The organism is Spirosoma daeguense (genome assembly GCF_054776875.1).
The window spans coordinates 140,515-162,361 of the sequence record NZ_BAAHBF010000009.1; the positions used below are offsets into that span (position 1 = coordinate 140,515).

A 21,847-nucleotide genomic window follows, 5' to 3' on the forward strand; every position below is an offset into this window, starting at 1 on the left:
AAAAACCTTAAACCAGCTTACTAACATGCCGTTTACAACCGACCATCTTGAAACCTACTACCGCGACGGCTACGTCATTGTCCGTAATTTCTTCTCGAAAGCAGAGGTTGAACTGCTCTATACTGTTGCTACTGGCGACAATGTACTTAGTACCAAAACGTATGATCGTACGGATGCGTCGGGCCTGAAAACGAAGCTGGCACTCTGGTACGCTCTCGACGATAGCCTATATAGTAAGTTTGCCCGCTCGGCGCGGATCGTGAAGGCTGTAGAACAGATTCTGGGCGGACAGGCTGCTCATTACCACTCGAAGCTGATGCAGAAAGAACCAAGAACAGGGGGGGCCTGGGAGTGGCATCAGGATTACGGTTATTGGTACAAAAATAACGGCTTCCTCTTTCCGGACATGCTCTCTGTTCTGACAGCTCTTACGCCTTCGACCCAACAAAATGGCTGTCTTCAGATGATCAGAGGATCGCACCGGATGGGCCGGGTCGAACATGGTTTTGCCGGTGAGCAAGTCGGAGCAGATATGGAAAAAGTAACCGAAGCTCTAAAAGTAATGCCACTTGACTATCTGGAAATGGAGCCGGGCGATACGGCCTTTTTTCACTGCAACACTCTGCATGCTTCGGCGGCAAATCTATCCGACAAGCCCCGCTGGTCTATAATTACAGCCTATAATCTGGTATCGAACAAGCCCTATAAAGATGTTCATGAAAACAGTTATACCGCCATAATAGCTTTTGAGGGCAATTTGCTGACCGAGGAAGCTGCCGGTATCACTAGTGATGCCGATTTCCTGAGAAAATAAAAAAACTCTATTGCTCCTTGACTTTTCGTTTCACCAATGTCTCCTGTATTACTTACTAAAAACATTCTTTATTAAGTAATATCAGGAGCATACGCTTTCAGGGTTTGATAAAATCGAGCGGAATACTTGCCGCATTTGAGACAAAATTAAATAAATTGAGAAAGTGATTACGCAAATGGTGAGGCTTTACTGAATTACCAACCTATCTATAAATATTGCCTACAAGAAGTAGGGTTTGAATGAGGATATGCCTAGTTGCACATCTTTAAGCTGCGTAAAACCAATGCCCTGCTTCCATTCGAACAAATGCTTGTCGAAACGAAACAACATTTAAAACGAAGTTTCCAAAATTGATCCGCCTGTTGTTATCCGGTATCACTTCGACTTAAACCCTACTACCTTATAGAGTTTCCCGTCGGCTTTAGTGAAAAAAAACAGTTCCCCACCGGGGCCTATTCCCAGACGTGAATCAGGCTTGGCCGTTCCGTTTAGTTTCTTAAATGTGGTACGCTCATTATCCACCCAAATAGCCAGTTCCTGAATTGGCGCGAATTTACCAGCCGTTAAATCTAGGTTTTCTGCTATGAAAACACGACCATTAGTGATATCAGAGAAAACGTATTTACCTTTTAAGGCAGGAATCGACTGTCCGTCATAAACGAAGCCCCCGGAAATGGCTCGACCCTCATCGTGGTCATATTGAAGAATCGGGTACGTATATTTTTTAGCCGTATCCGTAGTGGGCAGGGCGTAAACTTTATTGATGTCGCCCTTCGGATCGACCAGGAACGCCCCTTCGCGTTCAGGCCAGCCGTAATCGTATCCAGCTATGCCCAAGTTCACTTCCTCGATGTTGGACTGGCCGATGTCATTAATGAGCATTTTGCCGTCGGGTGTCCAGACGATACGGTTAGGGTTGCGAAACCCCCGGCAATAAATTTCTTTGAACACAGCTGTGTCTTTCTCGTTAGCAAATGGATTCGTCGGGGGAATGCCATATTGCCGGTTCCTACTATTTCGCCCCAATGGGTCGATTCGTAATATAGAGCTGGAAGGTACTTTATTGCTGTTGCAAAGCTGATGAAAGTCTTTTCGTTCCCCTGCACCGCCATCCCCAATGCCGATGTACAGCAGGCCGTAGTCGTCATGACCTTTCCGGACTAAGGGATTAAACGTGATTTCCTGAACACCGTGCGCTATGGTCAACAGGTCGATTCGTAGTACTTCGCGGCTCTCTCCGGCGAAAGGGAGTTCGGACGGATTGTTGATTTTCCATTCCGTCAAGACCCATTGCAGACCCACCTTTATCGAATCGGCAAACCCTAAATCGCCCCGCACCGAATGGACTTTTTCGGCATGGGTGGTATATAATAACCCATTTTCGCTGAAATAGGGGTGAAAGGCAAAGCTACCGAAGCCGGTGCCTAACCCCGGAGCTGTTGTAAAATAGGGACGTTGTGGGCGAATATCCAGCGCGATATGCCACGTTTTATCGATAATCTCGTAGAGAATACCCTGCAAATCGACGACAAAAAGGCGTTCCTTATTGCCTTTCAGCACCTGCATTTTGTTGATTCGGGCCAACGGAGCCGTTTTGCCGGTAGCCGGAGCCGTAGAGTGATACTGCAAAAACAATTGTCCTCCTGTAGATGGAATTTTGGCCGGGATGGGGTCCTTTATGGCGACCTCGGCTGATTCCGGTTGCGCAGTGGCAACTTTTTGATTTTTATGAATAAAGGCAAGAATAGCCTCCACCTGACCATCGGCCAGCGACGTAAATGGAGGCATCATCTGCTTGTATTCCTCAAACAGTCGGGTGGCCCGCTCATCGCCAGACGTAATCATAGCTGGGGCATTTCGGACGAATTTTTTCAACCAGGTTTTTGGCGATTCGGTGGTGGCTTGCTGCAATCCGGGGCCAATACTCTTTTGCGAGAAATTATGACAGGATGAGCAGTAGTTCTCAAAGAGTTGTTGCCCGGTCACCAGAATTTTCGGATCGGACCAATAGGTGTCTGACTGCTTTCCCGTTTTCTGGGAGAAAGCCGTCTTAGCACTCCCGACAAGAAGTAGTAGTAGAACAATTAGCCTCTTTCGACTATAGCACACACAAAACAGCTTTACCATGTCCAATCGCATTTCTCTCCAGTTTCGACTAATATTTCAAGTACATAATGTATAATAGCAGGGCTTCAATATCGGAATCGGACAGGACGCCCCGGAAAGACGGCATTTCGGCATCATACCCTTTTACGACTTTTTTGCTGGGTTCGAGAATCGATTCTTTCAGATAAGCTTCGTTAGCTTCCAGGGTTGAGCCGTCGGCCATTTTTCGTATCGATCCATACAGTCCCTTAAAGGGCGGCCCGTACATTCCGGCCGTTTCAGTTCCAGAAGAATGACAGCCAATACACCCCATTTTCTCAAAAAGCTCTTTACCCCGCTCCCGGGTAATGGGCGTATCATACTTGACGAGTGCGGAAAATTGCTCCCGGCTCAGTTTAAGTTTTGTTAGATCTACCTTGGTAAACCCCTGTGCCTGAACATTCAGATTATCGACCTGATTGACGCTCAACCAGACGCCATCGCTTAACGACTTTCCATCACTGGCGGTTACCTTATACAAAATTTCCATCTGGTCAACTTCCTGCATATCAGGAATTAGCAGCAGAATTTTCTTTTTGTCGGCAGACAGGTACGATTCCAGTACTGGCAGAATTTCTTCACCGGGCGTACCATCCAGCTTGAAATGACCTGAGCCGTAAGCTTTCGTTCGTTTATAGTTCCACCGTTTTACCCGGTAACTAGATGGATCAGTAGCTTTCCGGGTATCCAGCGCTGAATCGAAAGAGATAATAATACCTTGGCGACCGGCTTCAAACTGGTTGGGCATATAACTGTTCTTTCCGGTATATCGTAGTCGTTGAATCGCACTGATTCCTTTAGAACTGCTCCCAAACAGGTTAAATCCAGCCATGTATAACTGCCCATCGCGGGGGCCAATGGCTCCCTTGAGGATAGGGGTGGAATAATAGGCATTGATCGGAGCAACCGCCCCCTGCAAGCCTTGGGACGTAGAATCGATGAGTACCCGAAAGAGACCAGGGCGCCCAAACGAAAAATGAAGAAGCGTGCTGTTGAGAGGTCCCATTGCCTGGCTGGTGACCCACACCTGACCACCCGCCGAACGGTCGATCCGGTGCGGAATCCAGGTAAGTGGACGTTTAGGCTTTGGCCGATCAGTTCGGTGACTGGTTGCTGGTACGCCAAAAAAATCGCCTTTTTCGAGCAGATAAATGGGTGTGCTGGGTACATAGTTTCCCTGCTGATCGGTAGCCGTTAATAGGCCGGTAACCGGATGAAAACCTAGATAGGGTGCCCGAAACCCGGTGCTGATTAATTCGGCCTGTTTGCCATCCAGCGAGATTCGCATTACCACCCCCGACTGATTAGAGCCAGCCCGAAAGCCTTCGGTCAACGTTTTGGTGATGCCTGGTCTGGCCGTTACGCCACCACCTTTCGCGATCAGGATGCCATACTTCTTCGAGATGACCATATCGGCCGCCCACTCGTACGATTCGGCTGACTGATGCATCAAATCACAGAAATTTTCATAAAAATCGGCCTCTCCATCCCCGTTAAGATCGTGTAACCGAACAATACCAGCCTTGCCAAAAATATACAGTTGCCCTTTGTAGACCTCTATGCTCATGGGTTCGTACAGTCCTGAAGCAATTCGTTTCCACGACAGGTGCTTCAGTTGTTGGTCGATTCCGCTGACTAGCCATACATCACCCTCAAATGTTGTAACCGCAGCTCGTTGCTCATCCAGAAAGGCAATGTCCGTGACGCGTGCATTTCGTTTCCAGGGGTTGGGGATGGGCAATGTCAGTAAATCTGTCACAAACGCAGCGGTATCCGAAGCTATTTTTCCCTTCGTAAAAACCTCATCTGGCCAATGCGAATGGCCTCCTTTTCGAAAGTCGGGTAGATCAATACGGGCCGTATCCAACATGTAACGGAAGTGATTCAGATCTTTGGCTAGTCCTTTCCATATATATACCGTTGCCTTTCGGGGTTGATTGGCCGATGGAAAAGATACGTTGACATACCGTCCGCCGATCACCTGTACAGTAGTCACTCCATTCGTTCCGCTTTGCTTGCTGCTTACAGCGATCACCGAATCCTGATGTGTACCGTAATAGATATACGCGGTGTTGCCATCACTAACGGCCTTAGTCCCTCCGCGTATTTCGGCGGCATTCAAAAAGAGTGTGTCAGATGATGCGCCCACCTCTAACGCTCGGGTATAAACGATAGCCTTGCCCTGCCGGATGCAACCGGGCATTTCAACTATATCCGTACCAGCAATGCTATAGGCCAGTATGACCTTATTCCCATACACGTAACTTCCTTTCCAACGGCCATAGTCGGTCGGTAGCGGTCCCCAGGTGAAGCCTTCCCGGTATTGTTCTTTAGGCCGGATCTCATTCAGGATCGGTTTTCTGGCCGCCCATCCGGGATAGATGCCAGTGGCTATATCTGGCTGGCCGGCTACCAAAGGGACGGTATTCTTTTTGTTGAAGAAGTCGCGATACGATACGTCCGGCAACATACTCCTCGTGAGCGATTTGCCTGACCAGGCCACCGACCAGCGTAACAAATCCTGATCGAAACAGACATAGGCGCTATCATCCAGATGGATAACCAGCCCACGGGCAACCACATTATCGTCGGGAAAGATTTTCCCCAATCTACGAGCATCCAGATAGGTGCTGATAAAAGGGAAATCCGGCTCAACGAATGATTGAAATGACAGGGTATCGAAATTGTTTTCAGTGATTGGAAGCGTTGCCGACTTGCAGCCCGACAAACTCGAGGACAACAGGCCAACAAGGACCCATAGGCACAATAGCGTTATACCCCAATGGCTAGTTGAGTTCATACAGAATACCTCTTGAAGAATAGAAAACTGTTGATGAGCTAGTACGCTTATTTCACGTCGTCAATCCACCAATGTTTGACGTTGACGCTTGCCCCGACCCCATAACCGACCGATCCCTGAATCAGCACTCTTCTGGCTCGTTTTGGATCATATTTTCCAATAACCTCAATGGCCGAATAGGAATCGAGTGTTTTCTGGACCTTTTTAAGATACTGACCATTGTCCCAGTCGATCCCGTTTTTAGACGCATAGAGCACCAGATTCATCGGGTCGTTTCCAAAACTGCCACTACGTCCCACCATGAAATAGTAGTTCCCAATTTTTTCGCTCATCTGTGCATCCCGAACGCGCTTGGCCATATAGGTGGTCTTCACCTCACTCCAGGTCCTGCCTTTATCGCTGCTAATCACGTAGGGCAGATGATACTCGTCGTTGAGGTCGTATGAGTAGACAATAAACCGCCCGTCGTCCAGCGCTTTGGCCGTCATGTAGTAATAATTGCTCTTGTATTTCCGGTGTTGAAACAACCCCTCACTCACTTTGGTAAACGTTTCGCCATTGTCTTTGGAGGCATACAACGAGTATTCACCCGTGCCGTACCCGCCGATAAAGACGGTGTAGATAACCCCATCATGCACAAAGGAAGCTCCGTCGTCGTTGGTCAAACTGATTTCTTTGGCGGTTGCCACCTCATCGACCTCCAGAGGTTCGGTCCAGGTGTGGCCATTGTCATGGCTCAGGATGTAGACCGGCGTTTTAAAACCCAGATAGTTATCCCGATTGCTGGCTAGTTGCCGAGACAAAAAGGCGACCAGCGTTCCGTTTGGTGCCGTAATCACCGATCGAACAAATGCCGCGATGTATGACTTTCCTTTAGGAAGGGTGTCGCCGGTGAGCTTGTTGAAGTCCCAAACTTTTCGGGAGTAGGGAAAAACGACTGGATTGCCCCAGGTTTTCCCTCCATCGGTCGACCGTTTATATTCAGACCAACCGGCTATGCCATGCCCCTGAAATATTTTGCCTGATACGTTGGTATAAAACGCAAGAATATCGCCGTTTTTACACTCAGTCAGCGCCGAGCCATAGTGCCCGGAGCGGTTAACGGACTCATTGTCGATGAACATACTACCGTCGTTGGGAATACCTTTCGGGCTAATCGTATAGCCCGTAAACGCAACCCTTCGCACACACCTTACCGACATGCCGACCCCTTTTTTCAGAAAGCTGAAGGTTTCTGTCGAGTCGATACCATCGTGTTTATGGCCCAGGCTAAAATATAAGGCAGCGTCTTCTCCTTTTGATTTATTGGTCCAGAAGTAAGTATACTTACCCAAGTCATGAAACAAGCCACCGATGTAGCGAACCCCGGCAGGAAGCGCCCCAAACCCCCGTTCATTGGAACCGAGTGAACCGCCCGACCAGGCCGATTTACTTTTCAGCTTAGCACCCGCCTGAGGGCCTAATTCGTTTAGCAAATTTTTTACTTCTTCCCGGGTCGGAATATCCCATCCGGCGGGGGCAATGCTACGTGGATCGTTGATGGCAAACCAGTTATAGAGCACACCATACGTACTGGCATTGGCCGGATCATTGTTATAATAGCACCAGGCGGGTGTTCCTTTTTCTGCCGCTTTTTTCCAGTCGTCGTCGTTTTTTGCTTCTGGTATGGGATCACCGTTCCTGAAATGCACCACCTTAAGGTTTTGAGCCGACCATTCGTACATGCCGATCACCACTCCCGGTACGTCTTCCGAATAGGACGTAACCGAATAAAACAGGCAAACCAACGCAAAAAACAGCCCCGGCAAGGCATTGATTTTGTCAAAATATCGCATTCGAGTATTGAGTAGTATCGTTTAAATCAATACCCCAGATTTTGATCTTTCACAGCATCCAAGGCTCCATTGTAATTCATTTCCGATAGAGGAATTGGCCACAAATAATGCTTGTCCGCAATATCTTTTCCTGTTGCCGTTTTTATATACTCTTTTGCTTTTCCTGTTCGCTTCAAATCAAACCATCGCTTTCCCTCGGCCTGTGTCTCATAGCCCCGCTCTTTTCTGACTAGTTCTATAAAGGATGCTTTATTATAATCGGCGAGTTTGAAATCTACTGCCGAGACTTGAGCCGAGTTATACCCATATGCTCTTCGGTGTACTTTATTCAGTGCATCGAGGCTTTTCGAGTCCGGCTGTCCCATGGCTTCACAGGAGGCCTCGGCGTACAGAAGCAATAGATCGGCATAGCGATAAAGTGGGTAATCGTTTCTGGGTTGCAGGCTTCCAGGGTCTGAAAATTTCTTGTTCAGAATAGTATTGGTGCCAAAGGACAGCGTGGATTTATACCATCCATACGATTTTCGAAGGTCTTTTATATCCCAATTGGCGTACACTGAATTTTGCTCCTCACTATATAATGCACCTCCAAAACCCGCTGCCAGCATATAGGGGCTTTTAATCGCATGGGTAAAGAAAGGATACCCCCACTGTTGTTCTTTGGAGTATTTAAGCGAGAGAATTTCTTCCGAAGACGATATTACTTCAGGGCCAAACAATTTTGTGAAATCGTCGGCTGTACTTACCTCAACCAGCGCATATTTTCCAGAATCAATCACTTCTTTTGCCTTATTGGCCGCTTCCGCATAGCTTCCAGTGTAAAAATATACGTCGGCCAGAAGCGTTTTTGCAGCCCATTTCGTGGCGCGTCCAGGTACCGGTTCGTTAGCAGGAATCAGGTTTTCAGCAAATAATAGGTCTTCTTTAATCAGTCTGTAAACTTCGCTCGACGGGCTTCGCTTGATATTCGATTCGGCCATATTGGCTTCGGTCCGTAGAACCACATCACCCCAGCATCTGACCAGTTGAAAATAGATTAAAGCGCGCATGAACTTTGCTTCAGCGAGATACCGGTTTTTAACCTCGTCGCTTAACTTTTGAGTTTTGGGTACATTGGCCAGGATTAAATTGGCATTACGTATTCCCAAGTAAAAACTTTCCCATTTGGTGCCGGCTCGGGTAATGTTTGTACTGTTCATGCCCTGAAACTCACTATTGGGCGCATAACTGCCTCCCCCTTTATGATAGTCAGTTGAGCATTCCAGCAAAGGCAAAAATTCTGACCCATAAATCGTTTTGAGCGGAGCATAAATAGCGGCAACGGCACCTTCGACCTCTACGGCCGTGTTGTAAAATGTTTCTACAGCAATTGACTTAGGAGCTTCTACCAGCAGATCCTGGCAGGCGGTAAGCAGCAGAAGTAGACAAAAGAGTAAGCGATTGGCTTTCATAAGGATATCCAGTAAAAAGATTAAAAACCGATACGGAGACCAAGGGTATATGATTTTGCGACAGGGTAAGTCGAGAAATCAATGCCCTGCGTAACAGAACTTGCCCCACCGGAAGAATTGACATCGGGGTCCCACCAGGAATAATTTGTGAAGGTTAACAGATTTTGGCCGCTAACATAAATTTTGGCGTGTCGTATCCAGGTGAGGTTCCATTTAGTGGTTGGTAGTGAGTAGCCAAGCTCAATATTGCGTAGCCTTAAATAGGAACCGTCTTCAACAAACCGATTCGAAAAATTAATATTTTGGAACATCGTGACTTTGGGGTATTTCGCATTCGGGTTTTCGGGCGTCCAGGTGTTGTTCAGTACGTCTTTCAGCATGTTCATCCCCCAACTGTAATGTAACGTATTGCCGATTCCACTGATATTGGCAATATCATTCCCCTGTGAGCCTTGCCAGAAAAGAGACAAGTCAATGCCTTTATAAGACATGAAGGAGTTCAATCCATAGATGAATTTTGGGTTAGGGTTGCCTAGAATAACCTTGTCGTTGGTGTTAATGACCCCGTCATTGTTAGTATCTACGTATTGCACGCGACCATTTTGATCATAGCCATTCTCCCGATAGCCATAAAACACGCCCATCGGTTCGCCTTCGCGGAGCATGGTGATATTGTCATCGAAAATCAAGACAGCTACTCTGCCGGTCAAAATTTGCTGTCCACCATACAACTTGACAACTTTCGATTTATTGAAGGCGATATTCCCGTTCAGATCCCATTTGAAAGGCCCTTTGTTCACTACCGTGCCGCTCACAGACAATTCGATGCCTTTGTTTTGGATTACGCCAACATTTTGAATTGTATTGGTAAAGCCTATTGAAGAGGGGAGCTGGACGGAATTGAGCAGATCCTGCGTGTTTTTTATATAATAATCGGCTGTAATCTGGATACGGTTTGACAGAAAGGCTAAATCCATTCCAATATCGGTTTGCTCGGTCGTTTCCCACTTTAAATTTCCAGGAAGGGTTGTGCTGGGAGCAAACGTATTGTAAAGGGCATCTGCAAACACCGTTTTTCCAAGAGCTAGCTGATTTAGTGTGGCATAAGCGCCAATGGCCTGCGAGCCGGTTCTGCCCCAACTGGCCCGGAGCTTCAAATCAGAGATAAAGTCGTTTTTGGCCAAGAAAGGCTCTTCTTTCAGTTTCCAGGCTAGAGCAGCGGAAGGGAAAAAGCCCCATTTATTTCCTTCGCTATATTTTGAGGAGCCATCGGACCGGAAACTTACCGTTGCCAGAATTCGGTCGTTGAAGCTGTAATTGACTCTACCAAGATAGGATAGTAGGACAGATTTTGAATAGCTAGACCCGGGTATGCCCGGTATGGTGGCAGCAGCAAGATTGTAGCTTTCGGTTGCATCACTCAAAAAGCCAGTGCCCGAACCACCTAAGGATGTATTGACAAAATCCTGATACGTAAATCCACCTAATGCGACTAGTTTGTGCTTTGCACCAATGTTTCGGCTATAGGTTATTGTATTTTCATTCAGCAAACTGGTAAACTGCGTGGTCGTTACGCTGGCGCTGGATTGCTGGTTGAAGAAATTCAGTGTGCGGTAGGAGTCGTTTCTATCATCACTATTTTCGATCCCTCCGTATACTTTTAGTACCAATCCTTGGATCGGCTCAAACGACAAAGCTGCGTTGGCGAGGACTTTATTTGAGAAGCCTTTGTCGATGGTTTCATTAATATAGTTTAATGGATTGATGACGATAATGGGCAGTGGCGATGTCAATACCCGATAAGTACCATCGTCGTTGTAAGGGGTCAGGATAGGAGGAGCCACCAGCGACGCACTGATCAGCGACTGCCCCTGTATGCCTCCTCCCGAGTTTTGCCGCGAGGTTTGATTTCTGGAAAGCGTGGTCGAAAACGCGGCCTTAATTTTTGAGCTTATGGTGTGATTAATATTGGTTCGCAGAGCATACCGCTGATAATCGCTTCCTTTGATTATGCCGTCCTGACCAAAATAGCTACCCGAAACCGAAAACTGCGTTTTGGCATTTCCCCCACTGATATTAAGGGAATGGTTTTGCATAGGTGCCTTACGGTACACAAAGTCCTGCCAGTCGAATCCGGTACCAAAGCCATTGATTTGTTCTTGTGTATAGTAGGGACTAAGTCCCTGGTTAGCACTTAGAATGTTGTAAAACGTTGCATATTCTCTTCCATTCATCAGGTCAATCTTTTTGCGCAACTGTTGAGTGCCGTAATTCGATTCATAGTCGACCCGCATTTTGCCTTCTTTGCCAGACTTCGTCGATATTAATACCACCCCATTGGCCCCTCTGGAACCGTAAATGGCCACAGCCGACGCATCTTTGAGAATTTCTATGCTTTCGATCTCGCTATTGTTCAACATCAGAGGCTGACCACTAACCGGAAATCCGTCGATAACGTACAAGGGTTCATTGCTACCCTGAATCGAATTGGCGCCCCTAATCCGGACACTCACAGCCCCACCTGGAGCACCTGTATTTTGTTTTACCTGTACCCCCGAAGCTCTGCCGGATAATGCCTGCATGACATTTGCCGATGGAAAAGCGCTTATATCGGCACCTTTCACCGAACTCACCGAACCAGTTAAATCACTTTTCTTTACAGTACCATACCCCACAACCACCACTTCGTTCAGACTACGCTGGTCTACTTTCAGGGTTATTTCCAGCGATGCCTGGCTGCTAACAGTCACTTCCTGCGACATATAGCCCACGAACGAGAACACTAAGACCGAATTTTCATTCAGAACATCCATACTAAAGGCGCCTTTGGCATCGGTGACGGTGCCCTGTTGGGTTCCTTTCAGGATGATGCTCACACCGGGCAGGGCCTCTCCTTTCTCATCGGTGACGCGGCCAGTAATGGCTCGGGCATTTTTTTTAGTATCCGAAAATTCGGCCGAAGCAGGACCGGAATTCGGCTCCAGTTTACCCTGATCATTTTTGAGGTCCCGGGTCAAAATAATCTGGTTATTATTGATAACCCTATAGTATATACGTCGTGGCGCAAGTACCTGTTTCAGGACGTTATCGACCGTTTCGTTCTGGATTGTCAGATTCAGTTTCTCATCCGATTCGATAACTCCCTTCTGGTACGAAAACACCACATCGACCTGTTTTTCGAGGCTGCGTAATAACGACCGGAGGTTGCTGTTTTTCAGGGTTAAATTGACCCGTTCTTTCAGCAACTCCTGAGCAATAACAGGGTTCGCCAACGTATTGCTGGCTAGCAACCCTACAAGAATGAGTTGGGTAAAAGTGATTTTCATAAGCGCGAAAACCTCTTTTTTAGTAAAAGATTTTGACATACTTTTGACTGTTTTTGTTTATATCAGGACAAAACAATTCCTTCCGGCACTGAGCAGGTGCTGGTTGGGTTCGAGAGAAGATGTAGCAGCATCTTCTCTTTTTTGTAAGCAGGTTTACGGAATTTAACGCATGGTCTTTTAGGGTTTAGGAGTCAATTGAATTGTGCGTATTCACTGGCAACCAGCCGACTCGATCACGAACTGGGCGTCCATTTCTTTATAGGTAGCCCCAATTGTTTGGCAGATTAGCTCCAACTGGTCAGTTAGTGGTTGATCGCTCAGGGTGGTTGTTAGAATACAGTTAGAGAGGAGTTTTTCATCGTATAAAATACGTACACCGTAGCGTTTCTCCAGCGCCTGCAATACCGTAGCGGCTGATACGTCCTCAAAATAACGTTTTTCATTCGCGGCTACCGGCTGAAGTGGTACGGGGTCGGCCACTAATTGCTTCGACAGACTTTCCGTCTGACGGTTAAAAATTACCTGTTGATTGGGCAACAAAATGAGATGCTGGCTTTCCTGGCTCACCAACCGTATCGGATTTTGATTGTAGACCGATACACGTCCCGTTCGTACTTTAACCTGAACTTGTTGCTCGTTATCGAAGGCCTTAATGTCAAAACTCGTTCCCAATACCTGCGTCACCAGTTCATTGGCATAGACGTAAAATGGCTTTTTAGGATTGGGCGCAATCTGAAAAAAAGCTTCCCCACTTAAAAAAGTTTCCCGCGATTTAGCCGTAAAATGAGCCGGATAACTGAACCGGCTATTTTTTTTCAGGTAGACAATACTGCCATCTTCCAGATTGATTATCAAGGGAGTATTCTTCTGATTTATCTTTTCGATGAGCGTAATGTTTTCGGAAGCTTTAGCCACTAATTTCGTGTAAATGGTTTTTGACGTAGCGTGTTCCATCCACAGCCATCCGCCAACCAATACCACTACGATGCATATAGCCAGTATACCGGTCCAATATCGTTTGGTAGGCCATCCAACAAGTGGGTTAGCCTCAATGGTAGTTGAACGAATTCGTTTCCAGGTCTGCTCTTCATTAGCGGGCAACGTTCGGTTCTCCTCGGCCCGGTGAAGTTGTTGAACGAGTTGGCGTGCCTGTCTGATTAATTCCTGCCTGCTCGGATAGTCGACCATGACCTGCTGCCAGTAGGCATCCTGCTCGTTGTGCAAAGCCCACCGGATAAACGAGTCATCGTTTAGAAAATCCTGCAAGGTAAAATTGTTGTACAGCATGATCAGTCCATTGGGCCCTACTACTATACACAGTCACGTTTTTCTGAAAATTAACCAAAGAAATAGAACTTTTTTTCTTTTTTTAGAAAAATGCCATTTTTGGGCATGTGGGCCAGTATTGGCATTGCTTATTGTGGCTGCCGTATTGAGTCGTTATGCGGCTACGTTAGCGAATGCAGAAAGGCAAGTAATACAGAAAATATACCTTTAAGCGTCAGCCGTAGCATCGAATAAGCTTTAAAGAGGAGGTTACTGACCACCTGTTTGGGGATGCCCATTAGCTCGGCCGACTGGTCGAGACTCATACCGTGGTAAAAGCGGAGGTTAATGGCTTCCTGCTGACGGGGACTTAACCGGGAAATAGCCGCCTGTATCTGGCGAGATTGGTCGAGCAGTGTTTCCTGCTCAACGGTCTGCTGTTCGTCGGAAAGTGAAACCAGATAGTCCAGAAAATCATCGATGTCTTCAGACTCATCGAATAGGTCATTTCGGGTATTTCGGCTGAGTTGATTCCGCAATGCACGCAGCAAATAAAACTTAGGTTCTTCTATAGCGGCTAACTGGACTTTCCGACGCCAAAGATAGGTGAACAGATCCTGAATGGCATCTTCAAGCATAAGCGTATCCGATGTAAATCGAGAACCGTAGTTGACCAGAATTTTAAAATAGTGCCGATACAGAATCTCAAATGCCTCCTGATCGCCTTTAGCCAGCGATTCCCAAAGGGTGGTCTCATTATATGCGTTGAACGAACCGGCAGAAGGCATACTGTTGGGTCAGAATGTAAAGTACAAGCATAAGGGAAAGTACAAAATTAATATAAAATAGTGATTATTGGGGATATTGTGAAAGCCTGGTGCAACCACCCCGTTTATCCTGATAAAAAATAACAATAGTATTTGCTTTGAGATTTATGAACGTTTAGCCCGTTCGTACTGAGCAGGCCAGCTAATCTGATCGCTTAGTGTTGAAGCCGCCTGTAAGGGGAAATACGGATTGCGTAAAAACTCACGAGCCATCAATACCAGATCAGCCTGACCATTTTCGAGAATAGACTCTGCCTGTTGAGCCGATGTGATTAATCCTACAGCTGCCGTTAGGATGCCTGCTTCCTGCTTAATACGTGCCGCAAAAGGCACCTGATAACCCAGAGAAACCGGAATTTTTACCTGAGCAACTGTGCCACCCGAGGAACAATCCACCACGTCGACCCCTCTCGCTTTAAGAATGCTGGCTAAGGCAACCGAATCATCGATCGACCAGCCACCCTCCGCCCAGTCCGTAGCCGAGAGTCGCACAAACAAGGGTAGATCGGCAGGCCACACCGTTTGAACGCATTCCACAACTTCCAGAAGTAACCGAATACGGTTACCGAAAGAGCCTCCATACTGATCCGTTCGGTGATTACTCAATGGCGACAGAAACTGGTGTAGCAGATAGCCGTGAGCCGCATGAATTTCAAGCACCTGAAAGCCAGCCTTTAGGGCTCGCTGAGTAGCTACCCGAAAATCCTCCAGCACAGTCTGAATCCCACTGGTCGTGAGGGGCAATGGCTTTGGTCCCGACTCCTGAAAGGAAATTGCAGAGGGGGCTACCGTTTGCCAGCCTTGTTCACTCGTTGGCCCAATGGCGGCTCCGCCCTCCCAGGGGCGTTGATGGCTGGCTTTGCGGCCAGCATGGGCTAATTGTATACCCACTGTTGTACCTTGTTGCCGGATAAAGTCTGTAATTCGTTTTAGACCTGGAATATGGTCGTCCTTCCAGATTCCCAGATCATTGGGTGAAATACGTCCCTCGGCCGATATGGCTGTAGCTTCAGTTATAATCAGACCAGCTCCTCCGACAGCTCGACTTCCCAGATGAACCAGATGCCAGTCAGAGGCAAATCCGTCCTGGCTGGAGTACTGGCACATGGGTGATACAACTAATCGGTTCTTCAGAGAGATACTCCGAATGGCTAATGGTGAAAAAAGTATAGACATGGTTTTTGGCAGCAAAACACTTGTTTTGTGATCAGTAGAAAACGTCAAACGATTTTGGATACAGGATCCTCTATCAAAAGGGAAGTTACTCCAGTAAAACGTCTATTGCCTTTTTTTTACTTATTAGCCTGGTTGGAAATAAGAACTCCTTGTTTTTGATTCAATGATTTTGGGATTTGTCAACAAACGTAGGAAATATCCAGTGGTCTGATAGAGATGTAGTTTTATCCAACAAGGTAATTGGTTATCGATGGAGTTAGATACTCACCTGTCGATAACCAATTACTTACTGTCTCATGTGGGAGCCATGTATGAGACGTTGTTAAAATGGCTATTTAACAATTTTCTTGATTTATTATCCCGCGAACTCGGTGGATGTTGGGCTGAAAGGCTGGGCCACTGCCGTGTGAGATGGTCCGATTTAGAGGCACACTAAACTTGCCAGTTTAGTATTATACTCCTGCTCAAACTGGTCAGGGCTTTTGTAGCCCAATGACGAATGCTTACGCACCCGATTGTAGTACTCATTTACCAAGTTAAGTCCTTATAGTTTGACGAACCGAAGGCCCTTACGGGATAATCAGACCGATAAACTATAACCCCAGTTTGAAGCCGATAATTTTCGCCCATTTGTAAGAAATGCCCCAATTAGCAGTCAGAAGCAAAACCCTAAACAGCTCCTAAGTTTTGAACTTTGTTGACCATAAATCTTCCCTGATTGACGAGTCTCGCATTACCAATTTATTATTTCTGGCGAAACAGCAGGGTTCATTATCAATAGTAATACACAACGAAATCAAAATGTGGATAACATTGTGAATAACTTTAGTTTATACACAATCCATGGATGCGATAAGTCTGTTTCGTCTTCTGTTTATCCTTACAATTTTACTTTTTGTTGCTCAACCACGTAGCGTTTGTGCGCAAAAAACAGGAGAACGCCTACCTGTCTGGACAACTGGAACGTTAGATATTCATCATATCAACACGGGACGAGGAAATGCTACGTTCCTGATTTTGCCCGATGGTACTACGTTGCTGATAGATGCTGGAGCCCTAGACCCAACCGATAAACGAACGCAAAGTGCCCGAAATACATCCGCTGTACCCAACGACAACAAACAGCCGGGAGAATGGATTGCTCGTTATATCAATAAAATGATGACAATGAGCCAACTTCAACCGAAATTGGATTACGCCCAGCTTACTCATTTCCACGATGACCACATGGGAACACCCTCGTCGATTTCGCGAAAGGCGGAAAAGGGTGATTTTGTACTGGCCGGTATCACCGAAGTGGCCGCGTATTTGCCCATCGACAAAATCATTGATCGTGGCTGGCCCGATTATACCTATCCGGCACCGCAGACGGATATCGCGATGACGAATTACAAAACGTTTGTTGACTGGCAAAGTAAAAATAAAGGCACCGTTTTCGAACGTAGCAAACCCGGACGTAACGACCAGATTGTGCTGAAACGGAATCCGACGAAGTTTGCCAATACGTTCGAAATCCGTAACATCATTGCCAACGGCGAACTCTGGACCGGAACGGGAACTGCTACTCAGAAACTTTTTCCTGAACTAACGAGTCTGAAATCGAATCAATTGCCCTCCGAAAATATGTGTAGTATTGGCATTCGACTTCGCTACGGGATGTTCGATTATTTTTCGGGTGGCGATATGCCCGGTGTGCTACGTTTTGGCGCTCCCCACTGGAACGACGTAGAAACGCCCGTATCGAAAGTAGTTGGTCCGGTAGACGTCCACATTCTTGATCACCACGGCAATCGGGATTCGCAAAACGATAATTTGCTGGCTGCACTACGTCCGCGTGTGCTGGTGATTCCGGTTTGGTCGTCAGATCATCCCGGCCATGATGTTCTCGACCGTATTTATTCGCAGGCAATCTATCCGGGCGAACGCGACGTTTTTGCCACCGATATGCTGGAAGCCAACAAATTAGTAATTGGCGAATTACTGAACCGACTAAAAAGCGATAAAGGCCATGTTGTGGTTCGTGTGATACCGGGTGGTGCTACGTATCAGGTTATTACGTTAGACGACAGTAACGAAAATTTTACCGTCAAAGGCGTATTTGGCCCTTATCAATCTCGCTGATGACCGATATAGCACGGCGGGCAGAATGCTGGGACGTCGTATAAATACGTTTTAATACATTTTAGCTGTATTAGGATGAAACGACTGCCATGAGTGCCAGAATTCCTGATACGCATTTTCGACAGGACTCAGTTTTTTGCCCATTAATGGGCCGCTGATGCAATGGCCGCGCCAGGTCCAGATTGATTTGGTTTCGTTATCGATAAGCTGATTTGTAACGTAGCGAAACGTAAGCGTTTGTTTGTCGATACGTCGGTTCCAGACGCCAAATGATACGTTATCTGACGCCATTGTTAACAGAATGGGTTCATTATTCAGTACGTCGTTCAACACGCGCTGTTTCTGTAATTGATTCCAGTCATACGCTTTCGCTGATCCTGCCTGTTCGACACCGATAACCCAGGATTTGGGTTGCCATGAAGCGGAATCCCGACGGGTTAATTTCCCTTTCGACAGACCCCGCTCGTATCGTTTCATACTTTCAAACTCCTTGGCAAACGTCGAATCGGGCTGCAATACGCGGGTGTTGGGGTAAGTAGATGCCCATTCACGTAGCGTCATTTGTCGAGCCGAAAGTTCGGGAATCGTATGGCCACGTAACGGCCCAACAATAGCTTCGCCAGTAGCCTGTCGCCACCAGCTACCGGTACGTTTATCTTCGAACATGGCGTTAAAATGGTCCATGCCTACCAATCGGAATTCATCAGCTTGCCCATCCACCAGCGGACTAAATACCCGACCTGTGCGACAGACGGTGCAGTATGTTACCATAATAGATTGCTGTCCAACCGTATCGCGTACCTGATGGTGATAGCCGATCAACTGAATCGGATACGCCGTTGCTGCTCCGTTCGAGGCAAATCCCACAACGAGTTTGTCGAGCGGAATCTTATTCTGACTCATCGGTAGCACTCGTTTACGGATGGGTTGCAAAAACATATGGTCGGCCATCATCTCCTGATTGACCATGTAGAAAACACCCCCATAAACCAATAAAAGTACGCCTGCTACGTAGCGCTGCCATTTTCTCGACGGCCTGACCAAAACCAGAAAAGCCGGATAAGCCAGTAACGCGAGAATGACGATACGTAGCCAGACACGATTCGTATGCAGCCAGTACGCAAACTCGACGCGCTTAAGCGATGTCTGATCTGGGTCTGATGCGTTGAGGCCGAGTTGACTTCCCGGAAAGGGCATAATAAAATAAACGCGTGCCAGCTCCAGCAGAATGAGCAACAGCAGTGGAATCAGGAATAAGATAAATGGGCGTTTCATGAATTTAGGGGAAGGCTTACTGGATTGGATAAAATGCAGGTTTTGTGTTGATTATCAGGGTGTAAATATCATAAAAACCTGCGTTAGTCATTTATTAGTGTACTATTCTATAGTGATGAGGTTGTCTCAGGAGACAACCTCATCACTATAGAATTTTTTTCTAAGCTGGCGGCATGTAATGATCTTCGTGTGTATAGCCATATTCAGCTACTTTTTGGGCACGATAGCGGTATAAATCCTGATCTTCCGGTGCCCATGTCGCTAATCCGTCGACGTAGCGGTTGAACATACAGAAAGCCGCAGCAATCAATACCGTATCGTGAATATCTCTATCGGTGGCACCTTCGGCACGCGCTTTTTCAATCTGGTCGGTTGTTACGTGTTTTCCGCCTTGTTGTACGCTTCCAGCCACAGCCAGCAGGGCTTTCAGTTTATCAGAAATTTCGGCATGAACGTAGTCCTGTTTCACCGACTTTACCAGCGACCAGTCGGTGTCGTTCAGATGATGACTGGCTACGGCACCATGAATGGTCTGGCAGAAAAAGCAGTCGTTTTGCGCCGAAACATACGTAGCAATCAATTCTCGTTCACCCTCGTTGAGTGTAGAATCGGGATGGTTCGTATTCTCCCGAAGTAGTATGTTGACAAGGCCGTTGAGCGGTCGGGCCGTTTCAGGACTGAACGCCATTGGCCCACGAATGCCCGGTAAGCCGGGTAGAAAATCGATATGTGGCATAATAGAGAATTAGTTTGTTTTGGGTAATACGTAGCCCAGCGTGCCCATGCGTTCGCCCATCGCTACGTAAGCGGCTGGGTCGTCGGGTGTGAGCGTGGCTAGTCCATCGACGTAGCGGTTGTACATCGAAAACGAAGCTGCAATCAGAACGGTGTCATGAATATCGCCATCTGTTGCGCCTTCTACCCGGGCGGTTGCCACTACGTCGTCGGTAACGGTACGTGCATCGGCTGTCACACGCTCAGCAACGGTAAGCAAGGCACGAAGTTTCGGCGAAATGGGCGCTGTTTCTGGGCTTGCCAATGTCTGATCAACTATATCGGCCTGTTGACCAAACAAATAACGCGAAGCCGCTGCATGGCTATTCATGCAGAAACTCGTGCAATTGCGACTCGATACAAACGCAGCAATCAATTCGCGTTCTGCATCGGAAAGCGTGCTATCGGGCGAACCGGCACGTAGCAACGCTTGCGCGAGTTCATACAAAGGCTTGCCCGTATCGGGGCGGTAGATGACCAGACTACGTATGCCGGGAGCATCGTTATTAAGTTGAATATGTGGCATTTGTGATGTTTTAGTTTAGAAAGTATTGAATTGTTTTACCACCTCCTGCCCCCTCCTCAAAAACAGAAGGGGGTTTGTAAAAGGATCACTTCTGTACGTTTCCCTCCCTGTTTTAGGAGGGCCGGGCCGACGCTTCGGATAAAGGTGTTAAAATCAAAAACCCTACAAGATTAGCCCGTAAGGAGAGACTTTGACCTCGGACTCTGTAAAGTCTCTCCCCTAGTTTAAGGGGAGAGATTTAGGGTGGGGTTGGTTTATAGCGGATGAATACAGCTCCCCAGGCGACCAGAAACGCGATTGAAAATACCAACAGGGCATTGCCAAAGCCACCGAGAGCGGCAACCATTGTGCCAACAAAGAAAACCGCCGTGGCCGTAAAAAACCGTCCAATGTTGAAACTGATTCCAGCCGCCGTGGCTCGAATACGAACCGAGAAAAGTGCTGGAATAATGCTCGATAACGCTCCTTGACTGATACCAAAGAACAAGGCAACAAAAGCTGTTTCGGCGTAAATAATCGGCGAAAACTGACGGTTCGATAAAAACAGCAACGCACAACCTCCCGCACAACCCGCAAAAGTTAGCAAAAGCGTTAGCCGTGAACCAAGCCGGCCAATTAACACCCCCGACAACATACCGCCCACAATGCCGCCCATACCAAGCAACATCATGGTTAGTCCGCGTTCGCGACCGCCCGTTTGACCAACTGGCAATAACGATTGTACCCAAGTTGGAATCCAGGAGAATGTACCCCATAAGCCAATAAGTACCGTACCGAAGATTAATACGCCCGTAAATAAGTTCGTTCGATCTGCTGACGACCAGGCTTTTTCGGTCTGCGGTTGCTGACGAAGGCGTAACCAGTTTTCGGATTCTGGTAAGCGAACAAACATGAGTAAGCTCACCAGCACAGGAACCGCACCCAGCCAGAACGCTTGTCGCCAAGGTACTAATCCAGCATTCAGGCCACCTGTGGCAACAATTCCAACCGGAAACATAACCGCCAGTATACCCAACACAACGGCTCTACTTTTTTCTGGCCATGTTTCGGAGAAATAAACAGTTGTTAACAGCAGTACACCGCCCACTCCTGCACCAGTCAGAAAACGATAAAGAATCAGGATTTGCCAACTAGTGGCCGATACGGTCAGCATCATGGCTCCTCCGTATAGCAACGTAACAAAAGCTACTGCTCGTGCTCGGCCAATCCGGTCGCTGACCAGTCCGAACACCAGTCCGCCTGCCATCCAGCCATACAAAAATGCGGCACTGATGTAAGCACCTACGTCGCCCAGTTGGGTTTGAGAAACGGATTTTCCGAGTAACTCAGGAACGGCAACGGGCAGGAATGTTGCCATTAATGTTGATGCCGTTCCGCCCAATAAATACGACAGGGAACACAAACTAAAGGCGAACCAATCGGCCCGTAGTGTTTCTGATTTGGTTAAAGTTGCTTCCATATAGCGAAATAGTGAAAGGGTGAAAGAGCTAAAAGTAGCTACCGGATGGTTT

14 protein-coding genes are annotated in these 21,847 nt (G+C 47.3%); 2 read left to right on the forward strand and 12 right to left on the reverse strand.

What is annotated here, in order from left to right; all coding sequences use genetic code 11:
* The first annotated feature begins 25 nt into the window (after positions 1-25).
* Positions 26-814, forward strand: a complete 789-nt coding sequence (locus tag ACYVD4_RS26655; RefSeq protein ID WP_460950876.1) for a phytanoyl-CoA dioxygenase family protein — start codon at positions 26-28, stop codon at positions 812-814.
* A 375-nt stretch (positions 815-1,189) separates the two neighbouring features.
* Here the strand turns inward: ACYVD4_RS26655 and ACYVD4_RS26660 are convergent, their stop codons facing one another.
* From ACYVD4_RS26660 to namA, 8 genes are all read right to left on the reverse strand, one after another.
* On the reverse strand, positions 1,190-2,941 hold the full coding sequence (locus tag ACYVD4_RS26660; RefSeq protein ID WP_460950878.1) for a PQQ-dependent sugar dehydrogenase: 1,752 nt from the start codon (positions 2,939-2,941) through the stop codon (positions 1,190-1,192).
* A gap of 28 nt (positions 2,942-2,969) precedes the next feature.
* The gene (locus ACYVD4_RS26665) at positions 2,970-5,759 is read right to left on the reverse strand and encodes a DUF6797 domain-containing protein (protein WP_460950879.1); all 2,790 of its coding nucleotides are present in this window, start codon (positions 5,757-5,759) and stop codon (positions 2,970-2,972) included.
* 47 nt (positions 5,760-5,806) lie between these two features.
* On the reverse strand, positions 5,807-7,594 hold the full coding sequence (locus ACYVD4_RS26670) for an FISUMP domain-containing protein (RefSeq protein ID WP_460950880.1): 1,788 nt from the start codon (positions 7,592-7,594) through the stop codon (positions 5,807-5,809).
* A 26-nt stretch (positions 7,595-7,620) separates the two neighbouring features.
* Positions 7,621-9,045, reverse strand: a complete 1,425-nt coding sequence (locus ACYVD4_RS26675) for a RagB/SusD family nutrient uptake outer membrane protein (protein WP_460950881.1) — start codon at positions 9,043-9,045, stop codon at positions 7,621-7,623.
* A 20-nt stretch (positions 9,046-9,065) separates the two neighbouring features.
* Positions 9,066-12,410 carry a SusC/RagA family TonB-linked outer membrane protein gene (locus ACYVD4_RS26680; protein ID WP_460950883.1) on the reverse strand — a complete coding sequence of 1,115 codons (3,345 nt, stop codon included), beginning with the start codon at positions 12,408-12,410 and terminating at the stop codon, positions 9,066-9,068.
* 171 nt (positions 12,411-12,581) lie between these two features.
* A complete protein-coding gene (locus tag ACYVD4_RS26685) occupies positions 12,582-13,658 on the reverse strand; it encodes a FecR family protein (RefSeq protein ID WP_460950884.1) in 1,077 nt (358 codons plus the stop codon).
* Between the two features lie 161 nt (positions 13,659-13,819).
* On the reverse strand, positions 13,820-14,425 hold the full coding sequence (locus ACYVD4_RS26690) for an RNA polymerase sigma factor (protein WP_460950885.1): 606 nt from the start codon (positions 14,423-14,425) through the stop codon (positions 13,820-13,822).
* A gap of 144 nt (positions 14,426-14,569) precedes the next feature.
* The gene (gene namA / locus ACYVD4_RS26695) at positions 14,570-15,640 is read right to left on the reverse strand and encodes an NADPH dehydrogenase NamA (RefSeq protein WP_460950887.1); all 1,071 of its coding nucleotides are present in this window, start codon (positions 15,638-15,640) and stop codon (positions 14,570-14,572) included.
* Between the two features lie 843 nt (positions 15,641-16,483).
* On the opposite strand from namA, the gene ACYVD4_RS26700 reads away from it, so the two are divergent.
* The gene (locus tag ACYVD4_RS26700) at positions 16,484-17,761 is read left to right on the forward strand and encodes a ComEC/Rec2 family competence protein (protein WP_460950889.1); all 1,278 of its coding nucleotides are present in this window, start codon (positions 16,484-16,486) and stop codon (positions 17,759-17,761) included.
* A gap of 51 nt (positions 17,762-17,812) precedes the next feature.
* Here the strand turns inward: ACYVD4_RS26700 and ACYVD4_RS26705 are convergent, their stop codons facing one another.
* The 4 genes from ACYVD4_RS26705 to ACYVD4_RS26720 all read right to left on the reverse strand — a co-directional run bounded on the left by ACYVD4_RS26705 (position 17,813) and on the right by ACYVD4_RS26720 (position 21,795).
* Positions 17,813-19,036 carry a DUF3179 domain-containing (seleno)protein gene (locus tag ACYVD4_RS26705; protein ID WP_460950891.1) on the reverse strand — a complete coding sequence of 408 codons (1,224 nt, stop codon included), beginning with the start codon at positions 19,034-19,036 and terminating at the stop codon, positions 17,813-17,815.
* A 160-nt stretch (positions 19,037-19,196) separates the two neighbouring features.
* Positions 19,197-19,772, reverse strand: coding sequence for a carboxymuconolactone decarboxylase family protein (locus ACYVD4_RS26710; protein ID WP_460950892.1), 576 nt, complete (start codon positions 19,770-19,772; stop codon positions 19,197-19,199).
* A 9-nt stretch (positions 19,773-19,781) separates the two neighbouring features.
* On the reverse strand, positions 19,782-20,336 hold the full coding sequence (locus ACYVD4_RS26715) for a carboxymuconolactone decarboxylase family protein (protein WP_460950894.1): 555 nt from the start codon (positions 20,334-20,336) through the stop codon (positions 19,782-19,784).
* Between the two features lie 238 nt (positions 20,337-20,574).
* Positions 20,575-21,795, reverse strand: a complete 1,221-nt coding sequence (locus ACYVD4_RS26720) for an MFS transporter (protein ID WP_460950896.1) — start codon at positions 21,793-21,795, stop codon at positions 20,575-20,577.
* Between the last annotated feature and the right edge of the window lie 52 nt (positions 21,796-21,847).